The following is a 22,651-nucleotide window of genomic DNA, read 5'->3' on the forward strand; positions in this document are numbered from 1 at the left end:
ACGATAACCGAATACGAAAAAAACAGCCCCACCCGCCATTGCCGTACGGGATGAGGCTGCTTGTATATGAGTTTATGCTTCAACGATTAGCTTGGCTCTCATAGCCATATGGCCGGAGCCGCATGGAATGGAGCAAATGATATCATAAGAGCCTTCTTTGTCGACGATCACCGTCGCCGATTTTTTATTATTGTCCAGATTCACTTTCAGTCCGTTAATGGCGATCCCGTGAAGCCCTTCTTTGTTTTCCAGCGTAAAGGTAACTTCTTGTCCTTTTTTCACCTTATATTCTTTTTGGTCAAAAGCAAAATTGGTGGCAATCAGCTTGACTTCCTGGGACGATGCGGAGCTTCCTGCCGCTCCTCCTGCTGTGTTTTCATTGGCAGCAGGCTGCGACGCTTGCGGTTTTGTACCGCAGGCGGACAGTGCAATTATAAGGCCGACAGCCACAATACTGATCATCCACTTTTTCATATGATCATTCCCCCCACCCGGTTGATTAAAGAATTGTTCATGTATATATATTACCAATATCGGCTTCGTTTGGCTGTGTCAGGGTCGTGACAGACATGTGAAAAGATCGTGACCGAAACCCGTGTGCATCAAAACAAAAACGGTATCCGGTTAATCCTGTATGTGCTGCAAAAAGAAAAGAACTGCCCCATGACCGGGACAGTTCCTTTGTTACTTGGCGCCTTCGCGTTTCGATGCGTGTTCAAAGGGAGTCTTGACCGGAATAAACAAATCGATGATCCCGATCACCAAGGCGGCCAAAATGGCGCCGATGATGCTGGTCGATACTCCGGTTACGATAAACTGCGCCAGCCAGATGATAAGGGCGCTCGTAACGAAGCCTACGATCCCCCGTCCAAATGGCGTAATTTTTCTGCCGAAAACTCCTTCGATGATCCACGCCGCAATGGCGATTACCAGTGCCAGAAAGAAGGCACTCCAGAATCCCCCAACGGAAAATCCGGGAACAATCCAGCTTACCACCAGCAGCATGATGGCGGAAACGACAAATCTGACGAGATGGCCAAGCAAATGCATCTGCAGATTCCTCCTTAAAATACGTTAGTCGCGACGCTTGAGCTTCGCGGGCTTGAAATTAGCTTTACCGCGGACAAAACGCTTTATAAGTGGCAATCCTTAGGGTATCCATAGCTTAACGGCTCCGACTTGGATATAATAGTATAGCGAATAGCTTTTTCGGTTCTCAAGAAAGGCAGGTTTATAACCAATTCCAATGAAAACAAATTCATCATACAATCAAAAAATATTGTCCACCCTCGATTTTCACGCCGTGCTTCAGCGTTGTTCGCAGCACGCTTCCACATCTATGGGGCAGGAACGCGTCCTTTCGCTTGAGCCGAGCGGTGTATTTTCCGAGGTGAAACGCAGGCTGCAGGCTACCGATGAAGCCGTGAATGTGGAACGCCTTAAGGGCGGGGCTCCATTTGGCGGTATACGCGATATTCGCGCAGCGGTTCACCGCGCCCGGATCGGCGGTATGCTGAATCCGGTGGAGCTGTTGGATATCCTGCTGACATCCCAGGGCGGCAGACGGCTGAAGAAGTTTCTGGAAGCCCTGCATGAGGATTATCCGATACCGCTGCTGATCGAACTGACGGAGCCGATGACCGATCATAAAGCGATAGAGGACCGGATCCGGGCGTGCATCGATGAAAATGCGAATGTGGCCGATTCCGCTACTCCCGAGCTTGCAAGGATACGTCAAGAGCTGCGCGGCAGCGAATCGAAAGCCCGAGAGCGTCTTGAGCAGATGATACGGACGCCGTCGATCCAGAAGATGCTCCAGGAAAATCTGGTAACGATGCGTAACGACCGCTACGTCATTCCGGTAAAACAGGAATACCGCGGCCACTTCGGCGGAATGATTCACGATCAATCCGCATCGGGAGCAACGCTATTTATCGAGCCTGAAGTTGTGGTACAGATGAACAATCGCGTTCGGGAGCTGAAGCTGAAGGAAGAAGCGGAGATTGAGAAAATTTTGCGCATGCTCTCCGCGCTTGTCGCAGAAGCGGCTGATCCGCTTTTGGTGAATGTGGAGGCATTGGCGGAGCTGGATTTCATCTTTGCCAAAGCCGGGCTTGCCCGTGAGATGAAAGCGACGCTGCCGATCTTGAACGACCGCGGGTTCATCAAGCTGAAGCGCGGCCGGCATCCGCTGATTTCACCGGACAGCGTCGTACCGATCGATGTGGAGCTGGGCAACCGCTATTCGGCCATCATCGTTACGGGCCCGAACACAGGGGGCAAGACTGTCTCGCTCAAGACGATCGGCCTTCTGTCGCTCATGGCCATGGCCGGATTGTTCGTGCCCGCCGAGGAGGGCAGCCAGCTTTGCGTCTTTGATGCGATTTATGCGGATATCGGGGATGAGCAAAGCATCGAGCAAAACTTAAGTACGTTCTCCAGTCATATGACCAATATCATTCGCATCTTGAAGGAAATGACGCCCAAGAGCCTGGTGTTGCTTGATGAGCTTGGAGCGGGTACGGATCCGGCCGAAGGCTCGGCGCTTGCGATATCCATTCTGGATTATATTCACCGGATGGGCTGCCGCATCGTAGCCACGACGCATTACAGCGAGTTAAAGGCATACGCCTTCGATCGCCAGGGCGTCATCAATGCCAGCATGGAGTTCGATGTCCAAACGTTGAAGCCGACTTACCGGCTTTTGGTGGGTGTGCCGGGGCGAAGCAACGCTTTTGCCATCGCCGAGCGGCTCGGTCTGGCCAAGCCGATCATCGATCATGCCCGGGGGCAGGTCGGCGAGGAGGATCAGCGCGTCGAGTCGATGATTGCGACGCTCGAAGAGAACCGGCTGAAGGCGGAGGCGGAGCGTACCACGGCGGAGCAGCTTCGCCTCGAGGTCGAAGCGCTCAAAGAGCAGCTGGCGAGCGAGCGACGGCGCTTCGAGGAGCAGCGCGACAAGCTGCTCGAGCGGGCCGAGCTTGAGGCGCGCGAGGCGGTGGCTAAAGCCCGGCGCGAGGCCGATGAGGTCATCAAGGAGCTGCGCAGACTGCAGCGGGAAGAAGGAAGCGGCGTAAAGGACCATAAGCTGAGCGAGCTCAAGAGCCGGCTGAACAATGCTGCGCCGGAGCTGAAGAAGGCGTCCAAGGCTCCGAAGAAAAAGCCGGAGGTGATCGGACCGGGAGACGAAGTCATCGTCACAAGCCTTGGTCAAAGAGGGCATGTGGTGGACATCGTGAACGCTCAGGAAGCGAATGTGCAGCTGGGTATCCTCAAAATGAAGGTGAAGCAGGACGATCTGCAGCTTGTGAAAAAGGCTTCCTCACAGACGAAAACGCCTCCGAAGGCAACTTCAAGCCTGAAGCGGACCAGGGAGGATAACGCAAAGATGGAGCTTGATTTGCGGGGGGCAAATGTCGAGGAAGCGATCATTGAGGTGGACCGGTTTCTGGATGAATCCTATCTGGCCAATTTCGGACAAGTGTATATTATTCACGGTAAGGGAACCGGCGTTCTGCGGTCGGGGATTCAGGAATTTTTGCGCAAGCACAAGCATGTGAAAAGCTTCCGGATGGGTGCGTATAATGAAGGGGGCGCCGGGGTGACGGTCGCGGAGCTGAAATAATACCAGCTGCAACCATCCGTTTTCCCGGCCCGGGAACTGATTCTGAATTTTTCTTTACTTTTGAAACTTTTGAAACTCCGTGAGAAGATTGTCGTATATAAGAGTAAAGCATCGATGTTCCACAAGCTCTGCAGGCTAAAAACATAACCATTTCATATTTCAGGAGGGCTCCGATATGGGGATTTTTAAGAGACTGCGCGATTTGACGATGGCTTCGATCAACGATTTGCTCGACAAGGCGGAAGACCCGGTAAAAATGCTCAACCAATTTTTGCGCGATATGGAAGAGGATATTCGTGAGGCCGAAGTTGCCGTTGCGAAGCAAATTGCCATTGAGAAGAAATTCAAGCAGCAATATGAAGAAGCGTTTGAAATGGTTCAGAAGCGGGAAGAACAAGCGCTCAAGGCTCTGGAAGCGGGGAATGAAGATCTTGCCCGCCGCGCGCTTCAGGATAAGAAAGAGCACCAGCAGCGCCATGATGAGATGAAGGGGCAGTTCGAAACGGCCAAGGCTAATGCCGACCGCCTGCGCAGCCAGCTTGCCGAAATGAAGGATGAATTCGCCAAGATGAAGAACAAGAAGGATATTCTTGTAGCCCGTGCTGAAGCTGCCAAAGCGCAGAAGCAGATCAACCAGGCGATGTCCGGATTCGGCACAGACAACGCCGCCAAGGGATTCGACCGGATGAGCGAAAAGGTGCTCCAGCTGGAAGCGGAAGCGGAGGCCAGCGGTGAGCTGAACTCCAGAGGGAAAAGCCTGGACGACGAATTAGCCGCTCTCGGCAAAAATGACGGTGTAGACGATGAATTGGCCGCGTTGAAGGCGAAACTCGCAGCGAGAAAGCAAGCGGAGTAAAAGATTCACAAGCAAAGCGGAGACTGAAAGGATGGCACTTTCAGTCTCTTCGATTGTTGTCTTTGCGCTTCAAGGAAAAGGCGGGGAGAATCGACCATGATGAATGAAGAGGTGGGACGCATGATAGCAAATCCATACATGGAAACGTTGGCATTTTTTTCTGTCGCCGTGCTGGCATTAATCGTTTTTCTGGCATTGTTTGAACTTGTAACGAAGTACAAGGATTGGGACGAAATCAAGAAGGGCAATCTTTCCGTAGCGATGGCGACCGGCGGCAAAATTTTCGGGATTTGTAATATATTTCGTTTTTCCATTCTCAATAATGACACGATCTGGCACTCGCTGATCTGGGCCGGCTTCGGATTCCTGCTGCTGCTGATCGCTTACTTTATATTTGAGTTTTTGACACCGTATTTCAAAATTGACGAACAGATCCAGCAGGATAACCGGGCGGTCGGCTTTTTATCCATGATTATTTCGATATCGCTTTCTTACGTTGTAGGCGCCAGCGTCACCTGATGGAATCCGGATCGTTGTTCGATTTGAAGGAGGAACGTCCTGTGAAATATTTATGGGGCACCTTGTTGGCGCTTGCGCTTGTGTTTTTGGGCGCGGGCGTTTACTATTTTATTAATCATGCATGAGTTGAATAAAGGGAGGAATATTGTTTGCCGCAATCCTATGACTCTCTATGCCCTTGGTGCCACACCGAAATTGTCTGGGATCCGGAGATCGGCCCGGAAGAAACGTGTCCGCACTGCTTCAACGAGCTGGGAGATTACCGGAGTATAAATATTACCGTCAAGCCGTCGGATCAGCAGATCACGTACGATGACGAAGAAGAGGACGATTACGATCTGTCCGACGAAGACCTGGAGCTGATAGATGAGTATGAAGAGGGTGTGCAGCGGGTGCTGGACAGTCAGGAGGATGCTCCCGAATGCGCGGCATGCCACAGCTTGATGCTGTATGCCGGAACGCAAAACGGATCACAAGGGTTCGCGCCGTTTGTGCACGGGAACTTGAAGCAGCCCCTGCTCAAAGCGTCTTTTTCGTCACAGGTTTATGTTTGTCCTTCCTGCTTCAAGGTAGAGTATTCCTTGGCCGAGGAGGATCGGCTTGCCATGATCGAGCTGCTCCGTTCAAACGGCAAATCATCGTCATAAATCGTGGGGGGAGGCGTTCGCGCCTTTCCCCGCTTTCTCTTTAACCGGGGATTCAAAGGTTTGTCATATTGCCGGCATCGCTCATGTTTTTTGTCTTTTTGGGAAGCTTAACTAAGACATTACATGGGATTAGGTGAGCGAATGCATTCCGGAACTAAACATTTTCCAGACCATTGGACTCGTAAAAGCAGCAAAAGCGGAGCAGGTCATGAGTGGCGGCAGGTCCGCAGGGAAGTCCCGGGAGGCGGGGGCCGTGAGGGATCGGGGAAAAGCGCTCCGTTAACGGGACAATCGCGGCTGCTGCTGACAGTCAACGGATTATTTGCCGCCGCCAACGCTTTATCCGGGGTCTTCGTGAATGTATATCTCTGGAAGGCTAAGCACGATTTTTCGGTCATTGGTTGGTTTACATTAGTACATCACCTCTCGATGGCTTTGACGTTCTGGCTGGCTGGCAAATGGGTGAAAGAACATAATAAAATGAACTGTTTGCGAACGGGAGTGGCGGTTGCCGCGCTGTTTTATTTGCTTGTGCTGTGGTTTGGCGAGCAGTCGGCGGATTATTATGTGCTCCTTGGGGCTGTCCAGGGGCTGTCATCCGGTTTGTTCTGGTTGGCTTTTAATGTCGTTTATTTTGAGGTGACGGATCCGGACAACCGCGACCGGTTTAACGGTGCAGCAGGACTGCTCGGATCGGGAGCGGGGATGATCGCCCCCTGGATATCGGGGTTTCTTATTGTCCGCATGCAGGAGACCAACGGGTACCGCCTTATTTTTACATTGTCCCTTATCGTATTTTGCATCGGCGTGATCGTCAGTTTTTTCCTGAAAAAACGAAAAACCTCGGGAAATTATGAGTGGTTCCTGACCTGGCGATGTTTACGGCAAAAGGATACGGCATGGCGCAAGGTCGGTCTGGCTTTGATGGCGCAAGGCGTACGGGAGGGCGTGTTCGGCTTTTTCATCGCCCTGCTCGTTTTCGTCCATACCGGCAGCGAGATGAAGCTGGGCAATTTTTCGCTTCTGACCTCGGCCGCGGCGTTGATCAGTTTTATGCTTGCGGGCCGATGGCTGCGTCCGGAATACCGGCCTAAAGCTTTACTGATCGGGGCGGTTATGCTGGTGCTGATTATTTTTCCTTTTTTCTGGAAGGTTGATTTTGTTACGCTCCTGATGTTCGGTATTGGAGCGGCCGTATTCTACCCGCTATATGCCATACCCATGACATCGATCGTTTTTGATCTGATCGGAGGCGATGAAGAAAGTGTGAAGCGCCGGGAGGAATATATCGTGATGAGGGAGCTTGCGCTCAATGCGGGACGTCTGCTGGGTACGGCGGTATTCATTACGGTGGTATCCCTGACCCGGTCCCCGGCAGCCATGAACTGGCTGCTGCTCGCCATTGGCAGCTCGCCGATCGCGGCTTGGTATTGGATGCGTAAAGTGAAGGCAGATAAAGCTTAAGGCATGGTTGTAAGCGCGTGCCAGCTTGACAAAACATTCCCTCCCGCTAAAATAAGGGGACAGAGGATTGGTAGTACGGAAGCTGGAGGTTTCTGTACGTTAAGGGAGGCTGCAGCATGGGTTCAAGTAAAAAGATGGTAAACAGCATCACAGAGCTGATCGGGGATACGCCGGCCGTCCGGGTCAACCGTCTCGTAGGCCAGGATGATGCGGAGCTTTACGTGAAGCTTGAATATTTCAATCCGAGCGGAAGTGTCAAGGATCGTGCGGCGTTCAATCTGATCGCTCAGGCGGAAAAGGATGGCCGGATTCGTCCGGGCGCTACGATCATCGAGCCGACAAGCGGAAATACCGGAATCGGGCTGGCGATGAACGCGGCGGCAAAAGGGTATAAAGCGATTTTGGTTATGCCGGACAATATGACCAAGGAGCGGATCAATCTGCTGAAGGCTTACGGAGCGGAAGTCGTACTTACTCCCGCTGCGGAACGCATGCCGGGCGCCATCAAGAAGGCGCTTGAGCTGCAGGAGCAAATACCGAACAGCTTTATTCCCCAGCAGTTTGAGAATAAGGCGAATCCGGATATCCACAGAGTAACGACGGCTCTGGAGATCATTGAGCAGATGGATGGGCGGCTGGACGCCTTTATCGCCACCTCGGGCACCGGAGGGACGATTACCGGTACCGGGGAAGTGCTCCGTGAGAAGCTTCCGGGGATCAGTATTTATGTCGTTGAGCCTAAAGGATCGCCGGTTCTGTCGGGCGGACAGCCCGGGCCCCATAAGCTGGTCGGCACCAGCCCGGGCTTTGTGCCTTCGATTCTGAACACGGATGTTTACGATGAGATCGTGCAGGTCGCTGACGAGGACGCACTGCAAACGACGCGTGACTTGGCGAGGCTTGAAGGTATCCTGGTCGGCCCGTCTGCGGGAGCGGCGGTATGGACCGGTCTGCAGGTAGCTCGCAAGCTTGGCCGCGGCAAACGTGTGCTGTGCATTGCGCCGGATACGGGAGAACGGTATTTGAGCATGGACATATTTTGATGGCAGCGGCATAGGGGAAGCGGCGGGACAGTCCAGGGCGGACAGCTCCCGCCGCTTTTTTTGTATAGAGAAAGTGTGCGGAAAAAGGTTGCATAAATATTCATTATTATGTATAATAATAAACAAGGGAGCGGGAAACCGGTCCTTCTGATTTTTGAACATCTTACTGGAGAGGGGAACCTTTCATGAAAATCGCACTGCATAATGAGCTTCCGGGCGAGGCGCAGTTTCAGCAGTTGATCGATTCCGTTTCCGCACATTCTGGCCAGAGCGGAGAATTTTCATACGAATCGTACTCTCATAGTGATCGTGTTATAGCCGCTTACGATCAAGGACGGCTTGTCGGACTGGGTCGTCTCGTGGATGCCGATCAGAGCAGGATTGAAATTACAGTGCTTCCCGGGTACCAAGGGCGGGAAATTGAAGGATATATGCGTAAACTTCTTACAGCTCACAGCTTCTGCCATAGCTAGTCTGCTTCATAAGTCGATGATCAGCCTCCATTACTGTGGGGGTTTTTTGTCGTCCATTTCCGGCTGCATGTCATGCTCTTTGTAATTTTGCTTTGCCAAATGACGGGCGATAGGTGTAATATGTAGTAATAATAAAAGCTTCCGGTCGAAGCCAGCCGAAGAATGGATACCATGGTAAAGCCGGAATTTTATGGATACAGAAAGGTTTGATTTTCATCGAACTTCTTTTCTGTCATTTTAAGCTTTGTAGGAGGGCGCATCCATGGAACAATTCAAAATGAAAATCATTGAGCTGCTCAAAGAAGATGCACGCCGCACGCCGGCCTTGATCGCAACCATGCTCGGGGCTTCCGAGGCGGAAGTGGCGGAGGCGATTCAAGAGCTGGAAGAGGCGAATGTGATCGTAAAATACGCTACGGTCGTTAATTGGGCCAAAGTGGACAGCGAGAAAGTCACTGCCCTCATTGAAGTGCAAATTACGCCGGAACGCGGACGCGGCTTTGACGCGATTGCCGAACGCATTTACTTATATCCTGAAGTGAAATCGGTCTATTTGATGTCGGGCGCATATGATCTGCTCGTGGAGATCGAAGGCAAAACGCTCAAAGAGGTGGCGTCGTTCGTTTCCAATAAGCTTTCCCCGATTGATCGGGTATTGTCGACGAAGACGCATTTTATATTGAAAAAGTACAAGCAGGACGGGATTACCTTCGAAGATCATGAAGATGATCGCCGCCTCTTGATCTCACCGTAAAGGACGCTGAGAAGATGATAGAGCATAAACAGGCCCAACAGCAACCGCTGCAGACGAAGTCGATGAGCGGCTATCTGGCTCCGCTCGTGCGTGAAATTCCGCCATCAGGCATCCGTAGGTTTTTTGATCTGGTGAGCGGCAGCAAGGATATTATATCCCTTGGAGTAGGGGAACCTGACTTTAGCACCCCGTGGCATGTCAGAGAAGCGTGCGTTTATTCGCTTGAACGCGGAAATACCAAGTATACGCCCAACTCCGGGCTGCCTGAGCTGCGGGAAGCGATTGCCGAATACTTGTACGAGTCGTTTCACGTCCCGTATGAGCCTTCCGAAGAGGTGATCGTCACCGTTGGCGGAAGCGAAGCCATCGATCTGGCGCTGCGCGCCTTGGTTACCCCGGGCGATGAGATTCTTATTCCGGAGCCCTGCTACATTTCTTACAGCCCGATTACCCGGATCGGCGGCGGCATTCCCGTAGGCATCGAGACTTTTGCCAAAGACGGCTTCAAGCTGACGGCGGAATCGCTCAAGGCGGCGATCACGCCCCGTTCCAAAGTGTTGATTCTGTGCTATCCAAGCAACCCGACCGGGGGCATCATGACCTATGAGGATTGGCTGCCGATTGCCAAAGTCGTTGAGGAGCACGATCTGATCGTTATCTCGGACGAGATTTATGCGGAATTGACCTATGAACAAAAGCATGTCAGCTTCGCTTCGATTCCGGGCATGCGCGACCGGACGATTCTTGTGAGCGGCTTTTCCAAGGCGTTTGCGATGACCGGCTGGCGGATGGGATACGCTTGCGGGCATCCCGACCTCATATCGGCCATGCTCAAAATCCACCAGTACACGGTCATGTGTGCGCCGTCCATGGGACAGGTTGCTGCCCTGGAGGCGCTCAAGCACGGCATGGAGGAAAAAGACCGCATGGTAGAGTCCTACAACCAGCGCCGTCGTCTTGTCGTACAGGGTTTCCGGGACATCGGACTGCAGTGTCATGAGCCTCAGGGCGCATTCTATGCCTTCCCTTCCATTCAGGCAACGGGGCTAAGCTCCGAGGAATTTGCCGAGCGCTTGATTCGTGAGGCGAAGGTCGCAGCAGTACCCGGCAATGTATTTGGCAAGGGTGGAGAAGGATTTGTCCGCTGTTCTTACGCGACTTCGGTTAACCAGCTGATTGAAGCGATTGATCGAATAGGCAATTTCATCAAAAAGCTTTAATTAAACAATATTATCCATTTTCAATCCCCCCAAAAACTGGTATATTAGATGTAGATTCATATTTTCATAGAATATGAATCTTTTTCTTTATAGGTCTAAAGATATGAAGCGGGAGGGATGAAGAATGGCTTTTCCGGAATATCAGCTTCGGCAATACATGAATAACGGCTGGATTCGCGAGAATGATCAGAAAGCCAAGTGGATTTTTGGAACAGGAAAACGTGCTTCGTCTGCCTTATCTTTAGAAGATCATATTTACCTTTTAAGACGCGAACTGGAGCGCCTTGTACAAAACGGAAATGACCTGACATCACCGGAAGTAGTGAAAATCAGTATGGAGCTTGATCTCAAAATAAATGAATATATGAATCTTCATCAAAAGGGCCGGTCTTGACCGGCTTCTTTTATGAGATCGAAAGAAGTGTAAGTGAGCAGCAGAGTGCCAAAACGTCAAATGGTCAGCTGTAAGGATGATTTCAGCGCAGCAGCCAGGTTTTTCGTGCTTCCTCCTTATTCTTAAAAGCTTTGAAAGAGCAGGTCTTTTATGTTAACATCATAAAGGATATGTTGGAGAATCGGGGTAGAGAGGGAAAAACACGAGGGGAGAAACCGGCGTGAGAAGGAATGGGCTGCTCTGCCTGCTGCTGATGATGTTCGTACTTGCTGCAGGCTGCGGCGGAGGATCGAAGGCGGATGTGTCGATTTTCATGATAGGATCCAACGGGATCCCGAATGAAGCGGGAGAAAAGTTGCAAGCCTCGCTGCAAAGTGAAATAGGTGAATCGGCCAGTGTGCAAGTATTGGCGGCGCCTATATTTTCAATGGAGAAGCTGATCGTCGAAATAGCGGCCGGTCAGAACGGCATTCTGATGATTCCGGAGAATCATTTTAAAGCGATGGGCGAGCAGGGCGGTTATGTTCCGCTGGACGATGTGGCCAAAGCGGAGGATTTTCCTGAGGGCGTTCTGGAAGTTACGGAAGACGGCAAGAAGCAAAAGCATCTGTACGGCATCCCGATGGATCAAACCAAATGGTTTACGGAGCTCGAATTCGACGGCAAAAATCTGTTCGCGTTCATTCCGGCCAATGCGCCGGACAAAGAGAAAGCGAAGCAGGTCATGAAAATAATTGCCGAGAAATAATTGTGCATGCCAGTCATGCAGCGGACAACAACATAGCGGTTCAGGTGCCCGCACAGCCAATCAACGCTTGCGGGTTAAAAGGGAAGCCGGTGTGAATCCGGCGCGGTCCCGCCACTGTAAACGGGTAAATGCTCTTCATGAAGTCACTGTCTGGAGCAGACGGGAAGGCGAAGAGCTCTGGCTCAGCGAAGCAGCCCGTAAGTCAGGAAACCTGCCTGAACATGCATTCGATGCAGCCTTTCGAGGAAAAGGGGCAGACGCGCAGCCTGCCGGCGGCATATCGACTTGATGTCGACTGCGGCCGCCAGGTTTGTCAGAGTGTGCCTCTGCTTTGGAGACGATCCGAAAGCAGGGGTCTTTTCGTTTTTTGAATGATGATAAGGAGATGGACCTATGTATTGGGATAAGACGACTCGCATAAAAAAAAGGCTGCTTGCAGCCGTTCTGAGCCTGGCTTTGGCGGGAACGCTGGCAGGATGCGGAAGCGCTGCGCCAGCGCCGGGGCAAGGTCAGCAGGCGGAATCGCCGAAGGCGGGCGACGCCAGGCAGGAAGGGTCGGTCACATCGGCCAAACGGACGACGTATCCGCTCACCGTCAAAGACGCTACGGGTAAAGAATTTGTTTTTGAGAAAGCTCCGGAGCGCATCGTTTCCACTTCACCGAGTGAAACGGAAACACTCTTTGCTTTGGGGCTCGGAGATCAGGTAGTGGGCGTATCGGATTTCTGCAACTATCCAGCCGAAGCGGCGGCGAAGCCGAAAGTCGGCAGCATCATCAAGCCGAACGAGGAAGCGCTCGTTGCGGCCAACGCCGATTTGGTCATGACGGGGGTATCCATGAATATGACCGTAGTGGAGAAGCTTCGCGGACTGAAGGTGAATCTGTTTAAGGTCGAGCCCAAAACGTTAGACGATGTGATGAGCAATATTCTGCTCATGGGGCAAATCTTCGACCGCCAGGAGCAGGCGGAGAAGCTGGTCGATTCGATGAAGGCCGAACGCCAAAAGGTACTGGATGCGGTGAAGGATCTGAAGCCTGAGCAGAAGAAAAAGGTATTTGTCGAGTTTTCCCCCGGCTGGACGGTCGGTAAAGGCGAGTATATTGACGAGCTGATCAGCCTGGCCGGAGGAATCAATGTGGCGGGCGGCGAGAAAGGTTACGTAAAGCTTAGCGAGGAGAAGGTGATCGCGGACAATCCGCAGATTATTCTTTATCCGACGGGGATCATCGACGAGAAGAGCAATAAGCCGATGGATCAGTTGATTCGCGAGCGCAGCGGCTGGGACCGGATTGAAGCGGTGAAGTCGAACCGGTTGGTCGGGTTGGACAAGGACATTATGAGCCGTCCGGGTCCCCGGATTACACAGGCATTGACGGAAGTAGCCAAAGGAATATACCCGGAACTGGTGAAATAGATGAAGCGTAAGCTGTGGATTTGGGGCGGAGCCGCCTTGGCCCTGCTTGTATTCGCCGTTTCTGCGGCAGTATCGATCGGTTCGGTCCGAATTCCGTTTGGTCATGTCTGGGGAATCGTACTTCATCAGCTGCCTTGGATCGGTGAACGAATCCAGGGGGATTGGAGCGAAGCTTCGGAACAAATCGTATGGAGGGTCAGGCTGCCAAGGGTAGTGCTGGGCATTCTGGTCGGTGCCGCCCTGGGGTTGGCCGGCGCGGCCTTTCAGGGCGTACTCCGCAATCCGCTTGCCGATCCGTACACGCTGGGCGTTTCGTCCGGAGCATCGGTGGGCGCGGCTTTTTTGATCTTGTTCGGTCTGCAGTATACGCTCTTTGGGGAGTGGACGGTACCGGCGGTAGCGTTCTTGACCGGAGTACTATCGCTCTGTACGGTGCTTTTGCTGGCACGGACCGACGGCAAGCTGCGTAAGGAAACCGTCATTCTGTCGGGTGTCGTAATGCAGGCGTTCCTGGGCGCCTTCGTCTCGTTAATGGTGGCGATGTCGGATCAGGTGATCAACGAAATCATCTTCTGGCTGATGGGAAGCCTGGCGCTGCGGGGCTGGACTTATTCGCTGGTGCTGCTGCCGTATTTGGCTGCAGGCTCCGCAGTGCTGCTCTGTTACGGCCGGTCGATGAATTTGTTTGCGCTCGGGGAGCGGCAAGCGGCGCATCTAGGCGTCCATATCGAGAGGACCAAGCTGATTGTCCTGATGGCGTCTACTTTGATCACTGCGGCGGCCGTATCCGTGTCGGGGGTGATTGCTTTTGTCGGGCTTCTGGTGCCGCATTTGCTTCGGCTGATGATCGGACCGGATTACCGCTTGCTGCTCCCCCTGTCTCTAATTGGCGGCGCGATTTATGTGCTGCTCGCAGATACGCTGGCCCGAACGTTGCTTAGTCCGACGGAGATTCCGCTCGGAGTCGTGACCGCGTTTATGGGGGCTCCGTTTTTTGCTTATTTGCTGCGGCGGAAAAAACGGATGGTGCGTGAGTGAAAGGAGGCCGGCGCGATGATTCAAGTAGATGTGGAAGAGGTGTCCAAGGCATTCGGAGCGCGGGAGGTGCTCCGGGGAGTCCGCTTTCGGGTGAAGCCCGGTGAATGGTTCGGTATTCTGGGACCCAACGGAAGCGGGAAATCGACGCTGCTTCATCTGATTACCGGCCTGGAGCCGGCGACTGCGGGAAATGTGCGGCTGGATGGCAAGCCCGTGGCATCCTGCTCAAGGAAAGCCTTGGCGCGGCAGATCGCGGTGCTGGAGCAGGATGCGCTGCCGCCGCTCGGCTTCACGGTGCAGGAGGTGATCGAAATGGGACGCTACCCGTATCAAAACTGGCTGGGAGACGAAACGGCGGATGCCGCTGCGCTGGTAGAGCGGATTATCGCTTGGCTGAAGCTGGACTCCCTGCGGGAGCGAACCATCGATCATTTGAGCGGCGGTGAACGTCAGCGTGTAGCCTTGGGGAAAGCAATGGCGCAAGAGCCCAAGCTGCTGCTGCTGGATGAACCGACAACATTTCTGGATATCGGGTACCAGGTTGAAATGATGGATATGGTTCGCGAATGGCAGCAGGAATGGGGGATGACGGTCATTTCGGTGCTGCACGATCTGAATTTGGCCGCTCAATACTGCGACCGTCTCCTTCTGCTGCATGAAGGAGCGACGGCGGGAATCGGTACGGCTGAAGAGGTGCTTCGTGCCGATCTGCTGGAGCAGGTGTACGGAACGCGGCCTCACATTCTTGCGCATCCGGACAGCGGTGTTCCGCAAATCTTACTGGGAAAGGGAACAAGATGATGAGCAATAACCGATTGGAACAAATCATTGCGGGTGTCGCCCCTTTGGATAAACGGAGTATAGAGGAGGCGGCGCGTCATCTCGATCAGCTGACCAAGCCGCCGGGAAGCTTGGGCAGACTGGAGGAGGTGGCCAAGCAGCTTGCGGGAATCCGCGGGGAGCCGATACCGGATCTGGGGAAAAAGGCGGTCGTCGTCATGGCTGCGGATCACGGCGTATGCGAAGAAGGCGTCAGCGCCTATCCGGCCGAAGTCACGCCGCAGATGGTGCTTAACTTTCTGAATGGGGGCGCGGCGGTGAACGTGCTTTCGCGCCACGCCGGAGCCGACGTTCTGTGTGTCGATATTGGTGTGAACGCGGAGCTTTCCGATTCACGGCTGAGGTCTCATAAAATTCGCATGGGCACGGCCAATATGGCTAAGGGGCCCGCGATGACGCGGGAGGAAGCGGAGGAAGCGGTTCTGGTCGGTGCGGAGATAGCCGCTGAATTGGTGCGGGATGGCTACGGCTTGATCGCCACCGGAGATATGGGCATCGGCAACACGACGGCCAGCTCGGCCATCTTGACCGTACTTGGGGGTACGGATGCGGCCGAAGCCGCAGGGCGAGGCACCGGAATCGACGAAGAGCGCCTGCGGCACAAGCAGGCTGTAATTCGCCAAGCGATCGAGCTCAATCGTCCGGATGCGGCCGATCCGATGGACGTGCTGTCCAAAGTGGGGGGGCTTGAGATCGCCGGCTTGGCCGGCGTCATCCTGGGGGCGGCCAAGCACCGCTGTCCGGTCGTCATCGACGGGTTCATATCCTCGGCTGCCGCTTTGGTCGCAGCCCGATTGGCACCGCTCAGCGTACGGTATATGATCGCCTCGCACCTTTCGCAGGAACAGGGACACGCGCGTCTGCTCGAAGAAATCGGACTGACACCGATGCTTGTGATGGACATGCGGCTTGGCGAGGGTACGGGCGCCGTCCTTGCTTTTCCGCTGATTGAGGCTGCGGTCAAGATCATGAAAGAAATGGCGACCTTCGCCAATGCGGGTGTTTCCGGTGCGCTTCCTGCGGAGCAGCTGCAAGGATGAGCCGGCGGGGACTGAAGGTGCTTGTAACGGGCGGGGCCCGCAGCGGGAAGAGCTCTTTTGCGGAAAGCTATGCGGCAACACTTGGCGCACAAGGTCTTTACATCGCCACGTCGCAAGCCTATGACGATGAAATGAAGGAACGCATCGCGATGCACCGCCGGGAACGGGATGAACGAGGGTTTCCGTGGATTACGGCGGAGGAGCCGTATGATCTCGCCGGGGCGCTTCTTAGGGCGGAATCGCCCGTCGTGCTTGTCGATTGCCTGACGCTGTGGCTGTCCAATTGGCTGCTGAGGCTGGAACAAGAGCCGGAGACCGGGCGGTTGGACGGGCTTGAGGCCAAAATTGACGAGCTGGCGGAGGTATTCGGTTCGCTCGACCGTCCGGTCGTTCTGGTTACCAATGAGGTAGGCAGCGGTCTGGTGCCTGAATATAAGCTCGGTCGGGTGTTTCGGGATCTGTCCGGGCGAATGAATCAGCGGCTGGCCCGCATAGCCGACCAAGTGTTTCTGGTCACGGCGGGAATTCCGGTGGAACTGAAAAGCCGGGCGTTTCACTTTTAGTACGGTGCGGAGGAACGGACTTGCTGTTTTATAGTTTGCAAGAGTTGATGTGGATGGTGCTTGCGGCGATAGTGATCGACTGGGTCATCGGGGACCCCGCATGGCGTTGGTTGACACACCCGGTTGTTTGGATCGGGCGGTTGATTGCATATTTGGAAAACCGCCTGTATCCGATTCCGGTGAAACAGGAGAGCGAATCGGCCGCAGAGGCGCGCCGTGCCCGTTTGTGCGGAGCGGTACTGGCCTTCTTGACGATCGGTCTGTCTGCCGGAAGCATTTGGCTTATGGTATGGCTGGCGGATCAAGTACATCTATGGGTTGGTTATGCCGCCAGCACCTGGTTTATCTCGACTACGATCGCCGTCAAGGGGCTGAAGGACGCGGCGATGGCGGTATATAAACCTTTAAGCGAAGGACGTATCGATGAGGCAAGAGAGCAGGTCGGCTTCATTGTCGGAAGGAACACTTCACAGCTCGACGAGCCTGAAATTACGCGGGCCGCGGTCGAGACCGTAGCCGAGAACATTGTGGATGCGTTTATTTCTCCGGTTTGCTATGCCTTGGCGGGAGGCGCTCCATTGGCGATGCTGTACCGCGCTTCCAATACGCTCGACTCGATGGTGGGCTACAAGAATGAAAAATATATTCATTTCGGATGGGCTTCGGCCCGCTGGGACGATGTGATGAACTGGATTCCCGCAAGGCTGGCGGGTCTGCTGATCGTGATGGCTGCGTGGTTCAGCCCCGGGCTTCGTGCAGGAAGAGCCGCGCGTTCGATTGTACGCTTTGCCCGGCTTCACCCGAGTCCGAACAGCGGCATTCCGGAATCGGCCGTCGCCGGAGCACTGGGTATCGAGCTTGGCGGAGTGAACGTTTACCACGGCCGCACGAGTGAGCGGGCACGGATGGGGTGGCCGCTCAGAGAACGGGAGCGAGAGGACATCCGTCGAACCGTCGGGATATTGTACGGTGTCAGTTATCTGGTTGCGGGGGGATTGCTGTGCGGGCTTTTTTGGCTTTATGGATAACGTGGGGGTCGGCCTGTGCGGCTGCTTTTCAATTTCTGACCCGTCTTCCCGTGCCGGTGAAGCTTGATTACAATGACGCTTTGTTTCGCCGAAGCGTCGTTTTTTATCCTTTGGTCGGCTTGGTGCTCGGAGTTCTTCTGATGGGTGCGGGGAAGCTGCTGTATATGGCTTTGCCTCCGCTTCCCGCCGCCGCGCTGCTGCTTTCGGCCTGGGTGCTGCTGACCGGAGCGCTGCATCTGGACGGCCTGATGGATATGGCGGACGGCATATTGAGCCACCGTTCGCGCGAGCGGATGCTGGAGATCATGAAGGACAGCCGGGTCGGCGCTATGGGCGTCGTAGTATGCGCGCTGGTGCTGCTTCTGAAATGGTCTTTGCTGCAGGAGCTTTTTCGTACCGGGACGCTGAGCTGGCTGCTGCTGCCGATGGTTTTGCTGTGGAGCCGGTGGTATATGGTGGTTGCGATTGCCGGCTGGCCCTATGCGAGGCAGGAAAAAGGCGGCGGTATGGGGAGTTTTTACCGCGGCGTCGGATGGAAGCACATTGCGGCCCATAGTGCGCTGGCTGCACTATTATCCGCAGCTGTGTTCCTGACCGCACGGGCGCTGGGTCTGCACTTGGCAGGGGGGCTGTGGCCTATGCTGGCATTTGCGGGATTGACTCTTGGCGGCGGTTATCTGATGAGCGAGTACATTCATCGCAAGCTGGGCGGTTTGACCGGAGATACCTATGGGGCTATGAACGAGCTGCTGGAGGTGCTGCTGCTTCTTTTGCTTGTGTTGATGACGGGACAGGGGGAATGAATGGATGCTGGAGCGATACGGACACGGCGGTGATTTATGGACGGCGGCGGAAACCTTTGGGATGCCCAAGGATCAGTTTCTCGATTTCAGCTCGAACATGAATCCGCTTGGGCCTCCGGAAACGGTGGGATTCATCTTCAGCAGCAGGTGGAAGGAAGTCGTGAACTATCCCGATCCGGCTGTGAGAGAGCTGACGCGCAAGCTGGCGGCAAAGCATAAGGTGGACGAGGACTGCATTCTGGTGGGCAACGGGGCGGCGGAGCTGATCGATCTGGCCGTACGGGTGCTGCGTCCCGGCCTGACAGGGCTCGCGAGGCCGTCTTTTGGAGAATATGAAGAAGCTGTGGCAAAAATCGGCGGGCGGGTGTACGATATTCCGCTCTCCGAGGCATCGGGATATGAGCTTAAGCTTTCCGATGTAAAAGAGGCGGCAAGCCTGTGCGACTTGCTGTTTCTGGGGCATCCGAACAACCCTACGGGGCGGCTGCTGCCTGGGGAAATCGTGTCCTGGCTGGCGGCAGGCGGCATTCCGGCCATTATTGATGAAGCGTTTCTTGACTTTAGTCCCCGCGAGGAGGAGCTTACGCTGACGCGTACGGCAGCAGAGAGCTCCAGCCTGATGGTCATTCGTTCCATGACCAAATTTTATTCGATCCCCGGTATCCGGCTCGGCTATATTGTAGCGAATCCCGAACGGATTCGCCTGATGAAGCGGCTGCAGGTGCCGTGGAGCGTGAATGCTTTGGCGCAGTGGATCGGCAGCAGTGTGCTGGAGGAGCGGGAATACGCGGTGCGCACGCTGGAATGGCTGAAGGAAGAGCGGGAGGTTCTTACCGGAAAACTCCGGAAACTGGGGCTCCGGGTGATTGACAGCGACGCCAATTTTATTCTCTTCTCGCTTCGGCCGCTTGGCCTTACGGTTCAGGCGCTTCAAGCCGAGATGGGACGAAGAGGGATTCTGGTGCGCGATGCGTCGCTTTTTGCCGGATTGGACGAAACCTGGTGCAGAGTAGCGGTCAAGCTGAGGGAACAAAACGAAAAGCTGTTGGCCGGTTTAACCGAAGCTTTGAGCGTTCTGCAGGGCTCGGCGGAGACCGAGGATGCTGTGCCTGCCGCGGTGGGAACTCCTGATCGCGGGCTTGCTCCTACACTCATGATCCAAGGTACGTCTTCGGATGCGGGCAAAAGCCTGCTGACGGCTGCGCTGTGCCGTATCCTGCTGCAGGATGGCTGGCGCGTCGCGCCGTTTAAATCGCAAAACATGTCGCTGAACTCCTACGTCACGCCGGATGGCAAAGAAATCGGCAGGGCGCAGGGGATGCAGGCCGATGCCTGCCGCATTCCCGCGACGACGGATATGAATCCGATCCTGTTGAAGCCGAAAAAGGACATGATCTCCCAAGTCGTCGTGCACGGCAAGCCTTTCCGCGATCTTGACGCCAGGACGTACCGGGAAAAATACCTGCCTGAGGCGGAAAGGGTTGTAAAGGAAGCGCTGACCCGGCTGCGCAGGGATTTCGACGTTGTCCTCATTGAGGGGGCGGGAAGCCCCGCCGAGATCAATCTGAAAAACCGCGATATCGTCAACATGCGGCTGGCGGGCTGGGCGGATGCGCCTGTGCTCCTGGTGGCGGATATCGACCGCGGAGGGGTATTCGCTTCGATTGTAGGCACGCTCGAGATCTTCACTCCGGAAGAAAGATCGCGTGTCAAAGGATTTATCATCAATAAATTCCGCGGGGATATTAGCCTGCTGAAGCCCGGACTGGATTGGCTTGAGCGACGGACGGGGAAGCCCGTGTTGGGCGTGATTCCTTATCTGCACCAGCTTGAACTTGAAGATGAAGATTCCGCATCATTGGACCGGAGGCTGGCGGAACGTCAGATCGGGGAGAAGCAGCCCGGCATGCTGGACATTGCGGTGCTTCGCCTGCCGCGCATATCCAATTTCACGGATGTAGATCCGCTGGAGTACGAGAGGGACGTTCGCTTGCGGTTCGTGGAGACGCCGGAACAGTTCGGCGAACCGGATGCGGTGATCGTGCCGGGAAGCAAAAACACGGTCGACGACCTTCTTTATTTGCGAAACGGGGGACTGGAACGGAAGCTGGTGGATTTTGCCGAGAACGGCGGGTGGATCGTCGGCATTTGCGCAGGCTATCAGATGCTCGGCTGCAGGCTGCTGGATCCGGAACTGGTGGAATCGAATCAGCCGGAGCTGAGGGGACTGGGCCTGTTTCCGACGGAAACCGTCTTTGCCCGGGAGAAGAGAACGGTGCAAGCTCAAGGAACAACGGGTCTGTACGCCCGGCAGGGACAGCGGTTTCCTATTACGGGTTACGAAATACATATGGGCCAAACTTCATTTCTTGAACCGGTCGAGCATCCTTTTTTGCTGCTGCCGGCCGCTGATGATACGGAGCCTGCCGCGGATGGGGTCGTGAACGGAGACGGCCGCCGATTCGGCACGTATGTGCACGGTATTTTGCATAATGACGATTTCCGCAGGGCCTGGTTAAACCGGATTCGTGAAAGTAAAGGGCTGGAGCCGGTGCCGGCGGAGCTTCGCTTTCAGGAGCGTCGTGAAGCCGCATTTGACAGGCTGGCAGCGCATGTAAGGCAGCACTTGGATATGGACCGGTTGTATGAGATGATAGATCGCAAGGAGGGATAGCGGATGAGAATATATACGAGGACGGGCGATGCGGGTCAAACTGGCGTGATCGGAGGACGCGTGGATAAAGATGACGCAAGGGTGGAGGCTTACGGTACGGTCGATGAGCTGAACTGCTTTGTCGGACAGGCGATGGGTTTCCTTGACCCGGAGCGGGATCAGGATTTGCTTGCCGATTTGCTTGAAATTCAGCATGAGCTGTTCGACTGCGGCTCGGATTTGGCTCTGCTCAAGCAGGAGCTGCGTCCTTATAAGGTGACGGCGGAGATGGTGGACCGTCTGGAGACATGGATCGACAAGTACGATGCGGAGGCCCCGGAGATTCAGCGGTTTATTCTGCCCGGGGGAAGCCGGGCTTCCTCCGCGCTGCATGTATGCCGGACCGTCTGCCGCAGGGCAGAGCGCCGGGTGGTGACGCTGGCCCGTACACAGCCAATCAATGAAGAAGTGCGCCGCTATTTGAACCGATTGTCGGATTTGTTCTTTACCGTGGCCCGGGCGGCCAACAGCCGCGCAGGGATTCCCGATGTGGAATATGCGCGCAGCGCCAAGGTGTTCCGCCGAAAATGACAAGCTATTACAAACCTCTTCAGTACATCGTGCCGCCGGAGGATGACGGCATGTTGCTCCGGACGGTTTTGCAGCAAAGGATGGGGATTTCCCGCAAGCTGTTGTCCCGGCTGAAGATGACGGAGCAGGGCATTCTGCTCAACGGAGAGCGCAGGTATATCGACGTCAAAGTACGGGCGGGCGACAGGGTGGAAGCCCGCATGGAAGTGGAAACGTCAGATGACATATTACCCCAACCGATCCCGCTCGACATACTTTATGAGGACGAGGAGCTACTGGTGCTGAACAAAGAGGCCGGCCGAATCGTTCATCCGACGCACGGACATTACACGGAAACGCTGGCCAACGGCGTGGTTCACTATTGGTTGGAAAAAGGGGAAAGGTTCCGTTTCCGTCCCGTTCACCGTCTCGACCAGGAAACGTCGGGGGTGCTGGCCGTTGCCAAAAACGCGTATGTACACCAGCAAATTTCCGAACAAATGCAGACCACCGGGTTGAAAAAAGAGTATGTCGCCTTGGTGCATGGTGTGCTGGCGCTCGATGAAGGAACCGTCGATGCGCCGATCGATCGCGACCCGCTGTCGCCGCATCTTCGTATCGTCACCGACACCGGTTACCCGTCTGTAACGCACTATCGCGTAGAGCGCCGCTTCCGGAATGCGACGTGGGTTCGTCTATGGCTGGAGACAGGCCGTACCCATCAGATCCGCGTTCATATGAAGCATCTGGGACACCCGCTCTTTGGTGATAAGCTCTATGGGTTGGAAGAATCGGAGGAACCGTCAACGTCTGTCTTCATCGGCCGTCATGCGCTGCATGCCGCTGTGCTCGGGTTAACCCATCCGATATCCCGTAAATGGATGGAATTTCACGCTCCGCTGCCGTCGGACATACAGCAGTGCCTGGATAGACTGGAATCAAACGAATAAAGCCCAA

The 22,651-nt window shown here is 54.8% G+C and carries 24 protein-coding genes and 1 riboswitch; of the genes, 22 read left to right on the forward strand and 2 right to left on the reverse strand.

From position 1 onward, the window contains the following. Window positions 1–72: 72 nt before the first annotated feature. A complete protein-coding gene (locus tag BLT35_RS15485; RefSeq protein WP_062409440.1) occupies window positions 73–474 on the reverse strand; it encodes a cupredoxin domain-containing protein in 402 nt (133 codons plus the stop codon). A 210-nt stretch (window positions 475–684) separates the two neighbouring features. Beyond that, window positions 685–1,050 (reverse strand): phage holin family protein, encoded by a 366-nt coding sequence (locus tag BLT35_RS15490; protein ID WP_062409439.1) that lies wholly within the window; start codon window positions 1,048–1,050, stop codon window positions 685–687. 196 nt (window positions 1,051–1,246) lie between these two features. On the opposite strand from BLT35_RS15490, the gene BLT35_RS15495 reads away from it, so the two are divergent. From BLT35_RS15495 to BLT35_RS15595, 22 genes are all read left to right on the forward strand, one after another. Next, the gene (locus BLT35_RS15495; protein ID WP_074728840.1) at window positions 1,247–3,625 is read left to right on the forward strand and encodes an endonuclease MutS2; all 2,379 of its coding nucleotides are present in this window, start codon (window positions 1,247–1,249) and stop codon (window positions 3,623–3,625) included. Window positions 3,626–3,800: 175 nt separating this feature from the next. After that, the gene (locus BLT35_RS15500; RefSeq protein ID WP_074728842.1) at window positions 3,801–4,481 is read left to right on the forward strand and encodes a PspA/IM30 family protein; all 681 of its coding nucleotides are present in this window, start codon (window positions 3,801–3,803) and stop codon (window positions 4,479–4,481) included. 99 nt (window positions 4,482–4,580) lie between these two features. Beyond that, complete coding sequence (locus tag BLT35_RS15505; protein WP_062411011.1) at window positions 4,581–5,000, forward strand: DUF350 domain-containing protein; 420 nt, start codon at window positions 4,581–4,583, stop codon at window positions 4,998–5,000. Further along, the gene (locus BLT35_RS27825; protein ID WP_256380563.1) at window positions 5,000–5,125 is read left to right on the forward strand and encodes a hypothetical protein; all 126 of its coding nucleotides are present in this window, start codon (window positions 5,000–5,002) and stop codon (window positions 5,123–5,125) included. Before BLT35_RS15505 ends, BLT35_RS27825 begins: the two co-directional genes overlap by 1 nt. 24 nt (window positions 5,126–5,149) lie before the next feature. Continuing rightward, window positions 5,150–5,647: a hypothetical protein gene (locus BLT35_RS15510; protein WP_062409437.1), complete on the forward strand. Its 498-nt coding sequence runs from the start codon at window positions 5,150–5,152 to the stop codon at window positions 5,645–5,647. Between the two features lie 141 nt (window positions 5,648–5,788). Beyond that, the gene (locus BLT35_RS15515; protein ID WP_074728844.1) at window positions 5,789–7,111 is read left to right on the forward strand and encodes an MFS transporter; all 1,323 of its coding nucleotides are present in this window, start codon (window positions 5,789–5,791) and stop codon (window positions 7,109–7,111) included. A 116-nt stretch (window positions 7,112–7,227) separates the two neighbouring features. Continuing rightward, window positions 7,228–8,154 carry a cysteine synthase A gene (cysK, locus tag BLT35_RS15520; RefSeq protein ID WP_074728846.1) on the forward strand — a complete coding sequence of 309 codons (927 nt, stop codon included), beginning with the start codon at window positions 7,228–7,230 and terminating at the stop codon, window positions 8,152–8,154. A gap of 185 nt (window positions 8,155–8,339) precedes the next feature. Next, window positions 8,340–8,627 carry a GNAT family N-acetyltransferase gene (locus tag BLT35_RS15525; RefSeq protein WP_054818678.1) on the forward strand — a complete coding sequence of 96 codons (288 nt, stop codon included), beginning with the start codon at window positions 8,340–8,342 and terminating at the stop codon, window positions 8,625–8,627. 262 nt (window positions 8,628–8,889) lie between these two features. Then, entirely contained in the window at window positions 8,890–9,381 is a 492-nt protein-coding gene (locus BLT35_RS15530; RefSeq protein ID WP_062409434.1) for an Lrp/AsnC family transcriptional regulator, read from the forward strand. A 14-nt stretch (window positions 9,382–9,395) separates the two neighbouring features. Then, a complete protein-coding gene (locus BLT35_RS15535) occupies window positions 9,396–10,601 on the forward strand; it encodes an aminotransferase class I/II-fold pyridoxal phosphate-dependent enzyme (protein ID WP_074728848.1) in 1,206 nt (401 codons plus the stop codon). Between the two features lie 124 nt (window positions 10,602–10,725). Next, the gene (locus BLT35_RS15540; protein ID WP_054818679.1) at window positions 10,726–10,995 is read left to right on the forward strand and encodes an aspartyl-phosphate phosphatase Spo0E family protein; all 270 of its coding nucleotides are present in this window, start codon (window positions 10,726–10,728) and stop codon (window positions 10,993–10,995) included. Between the two features lie 220 nt (window positions 10,996–11,215). After that, entirely contained in the window at window positions 11,216–11,743 is a 528-nt protein-coding gene (locus BLT35_RS15545; protein WP_062409432.1) for a hypothetical protein, read from the forward strand. 25 nt (window positions 11,744–11,768) lie between these two features. Beyond that, a riboswitch (cobalamin riboswitch) is annotated at window positions 11,769–11,976 on the forward strand. 160 nt (window positions 11,977–12,136) lie between these two features. Beyond that, on the forward strand, window positions 12,137–13,159 hold the full coding sequence (locus BLT35_RS15550; RefSeq protein ID WP_062409431.1) for an ABC transporter substrate-binding protein: 1,023 nt from the start codon (window positions 12,137–12,139) through the stop codon (window positions 13,157–13,159). Further along, window positions 13,160–14,197, forward strand: coding sequence for a FecCD family ABC transporter permease (locus BLT35_RS15555; protein WP_062409430.1), 1,038 nt, complete (start codon window positions 13,160–13,162; stop codon window positions 14,195–14,197). It begins immediately after the preceding gene. Window positions 14,198–14,212: 15 nt separating this feature from the next. Further along, window positions 14,213–14,998 carry an ABC transporter ATP-binding protein gene (locus BLT35_RS15560; RefSeq protein ID WP_062409429.1) on the forward strand — a complete coding sequence of 262 codons (786 nt, stop codon included), beginning with the start codon at window positions 14,213–14,215 and terminating at the stop codon, window positions 14,996–14,998. Then, window positions 14,998–16,077, forward strand: a complete 1,080-nt coding sequence (gene cobT / locus BLT35_RS15565) for a nicotinate-nucleotide--dimethylbenzimidazole phosphoribosyltransferase (protein ID WP_074728872.1) — start codon at window positions 14,998–15,000, stop codon at window positions 16,075–16,077. The genes BLT35_RS15560 and cobT overlap by 1 nt, the downstream gene beginning before the upstream one ends. After that, window positions 16,074–16,640 (forward strand): bifunctional adenosylcobinamide kinase/adenosylcobinamide-phosphate guanylyltransferase, encoded by a 567-nt coding sequence (gene cobU / locus BLT35_RS15570; RefSeq protein WP_062409428.1) that lies wholly within the window; start codon window positions 16,074–16,076, stop codon window positions 16,638–16,640. Before cobT ends, cobU begins: the two co-directional genes overlap by 4 nt. 20 nt (window positions 16,641–16,660) lie before the next feature. Next, on the forward strand, window positions 16,661–17,668 hold the full coding sequence (gene cbiB / locus BLT35_RS15575; protein WP_062409427.1) for an adenosylcobinamide-phosphate synthase CbiB: 1,008 nt from the start codon (window positions 16,661–16,663) through the stop codon (window positions 17,666–17,668). After that, window positions 17,653–18,471, forward strand: a complete 819-nt coding sequence (gene cobS / locus BLT35_RS15580; protein ID WP_254777575.1) for an adenosylcobinamide-GDP ribazoletransferase — start codon at window positions 17,653–17,655, stop codon at window positions 18,469–18,471. The genes cbiB and cobS overlap by 16 nt, the downstream gene beginning before the upstream one ends. 4 nt (window positions 18,472–18,475) lie before the next feature. After that, on the forward strand, window positions 18,476–21,145 hold the full coding sequence (locus BLT35_RS27920) for a cobyric acid synthase (RefSeq protein WP_062409425.1): 2,670 nt from the start codon (window positions 18,476–18,478) through the stop codon (window positions 21,143–21,145). Window positions 21,146–21,148: 3 nt separating this feature from the next. Beyond that, window positions 21,149–21,715 carry a cob(I)yrinic acid a,c-diamide adenosyltransferase gene (locus BLT35_RS15590; protein WP_054818682.1) on the forward strand — a complete coding sequence of 189 codons (567 nt, stop codon included), beginning with the start codon at window positions 21,149–21,151 and terminating at the stop codon, window positions 21,713–21,715. Continuing rightward, window positions 21,712–22,644, forward strand: a complete 933-nt coding sequence (locus BLT35_RS15595; RefSeq protein ID WP_062409424.1) for an RluA family pseudouridine synthase — start codon at window positions 21,712–21,714, stop codon at window positions 22,642–22,644. Before BLT35_RS15590 ends, BLT35_RS15595 begins: the two co-directional genes overlap by 4 nt. The last annotated feature ends 7 nt before the right edge of the window (window positions 22,645–22,651 follow it).

The sequence above is a fragment of the Paenibacillus naphthalenovorans genome, from assembly GCF_900099895.1.
Classification (GTDB): Bacteria; Bacillota; Bacilli; order Paenibacillales; family NBRC-103111; genus Paenibacillus_G; species Paenibacillus_G naphthalenovorans.

Bases quoted from the DNA above. Each gene is read 5' to 3' on its own strand.
- BLT35_RS15485 (WP_062409440.1), bottom strand. From the start codon at position 474: ATGAAAAAGTGGATGATCAGTATTGTGGCTGTCGGCCTTATAATTGCA.
- BLT35_RS15490 (WP_062409439.1), bottom strand. From the start codon at position 1,050: ATGCATTTGCTTGGCCATCTCGTCAGATTTGTCGTTTCCGCCATCATG.
- BLT35_RS15495 (WP_074728840.1), top strand. From the start codon at position 1,247: ATGAAAACAAATTCATCATACAATCAAAAAATATTGTCCACCCTCGAT.
- BLT35_RS15500 (WP_074728842.1), top strand. From the start codon at position 3,801: ATGGGGATTTTTAAGAGACTGCGCGATTTGACGATGGCTTCGATCAAC.
- BLT35_RS15505 (WP_062411011.1), top strand. From the start codon at position 4,581: ATGAATGAAGAGGTGGGACGCATGATAGCAAATCCATACATGGAAACG.
- BLT35_RS27825 (WP_256380563.1), top strand. From the start codon at position 5,000: ATGGAATCCGGATCGTTGTTCGATTTGAAGGAGGAACGTCCTGTGAAA.
- BLT35_RS15515 (WP_074728844.1), top strand. From the start codon at position 5,789: ATGCATTCCGGAACTAAACATTTTCCAGACCATTGGACTCGTAAAAGC.
- cysK (WP_074728846.1), top strand. From the start codon at position 7,228: ATGGGTTCAAGTAAAAAGATGGTAAACAGCATCACAGAGCTGATCGGG.
- BLT35_RS15525 (WP_054818678.1), top strand. From the start codon at position 8,340: ATGAAAATCGCACTGCATAATGAGCTTCCGGGCGAGGCGCAGTTTCAG.
- BLT35_RS15530 (WP_062409434.1), top strand. From the start codon at position 8,890: ATGGAACAATTCAAAATGAAAATCATTGAGCTGCTCAAAGAAGATGCA.
- BLT35_RS15535 (WP_074728848.1), top strand. From the start codon at position 9,396: ATGATAGAGCATAAACAGGCCCAACAGCAACCGCTGCAGACGAAGTCG.
- BLT35_RS15540 (WP_054818679.1), top strand. From the start codon at position 10,726: ATGGCTTTTCCGGAATATCAGCTTCGGCAATACATGAATAACGGCTGG.
- BLT35_RS15550 (WP_062409431.1), top strand. From the start codon at position 12,137: ATGTATTGGGATAAGACGACTCGCATAAAAAAAAGGCTGCTTGCAGCC.
- BLT35_RS15555 (WP_062409430.1), top strand. From the start codon at position 13,160: ATGAAGCGTAAGCTGTGGATTTGGGGCGGAGCCGCCTTGGCCCTGCTT.
- BLT35_RS15560 (WP_062409429.1), top strand. From the start codon at position 14,213: ATGATTCAAGTAGATGTGGAAGAGGTGTCCAAGGCATTCGGAGCGCGG.
- cobT (WP_074728872.1), top strand. From the start codon at position 14,998: ATGAGCAATAACCGATTGGAACAAATCATTGCGGGTGTCGCCCCTTTG.
- cobU (WP_062409428.1), top strand. From the start codon at position 16,074: ATGAGCCGGCGGGGACTGAAGGTGCTTGTAACGGGCGGGGCCCGCAGC.
- BLT35_RS27920 (WP_062409425.1), top strand. From the start codon at position 18,476: ATGCTGGAGCGATACGGACACGGCGGTGATTTATGGACGGCGGCGGAA.
- BLT35_RS15590 (WP_054818682.1), top strand. From the start codon at position 21,149: ATGAGAATATATACGAGGACGGGCGATGCGGGTCAAACTGGCGTGATC.
- BLT35_RS15595 (WP_062409424.1), top strand. From the start codon at position 21,712: ATGACAAGCTATTACAAACCTCTTCAGTACATCGTGCCGCCGGAGGAT.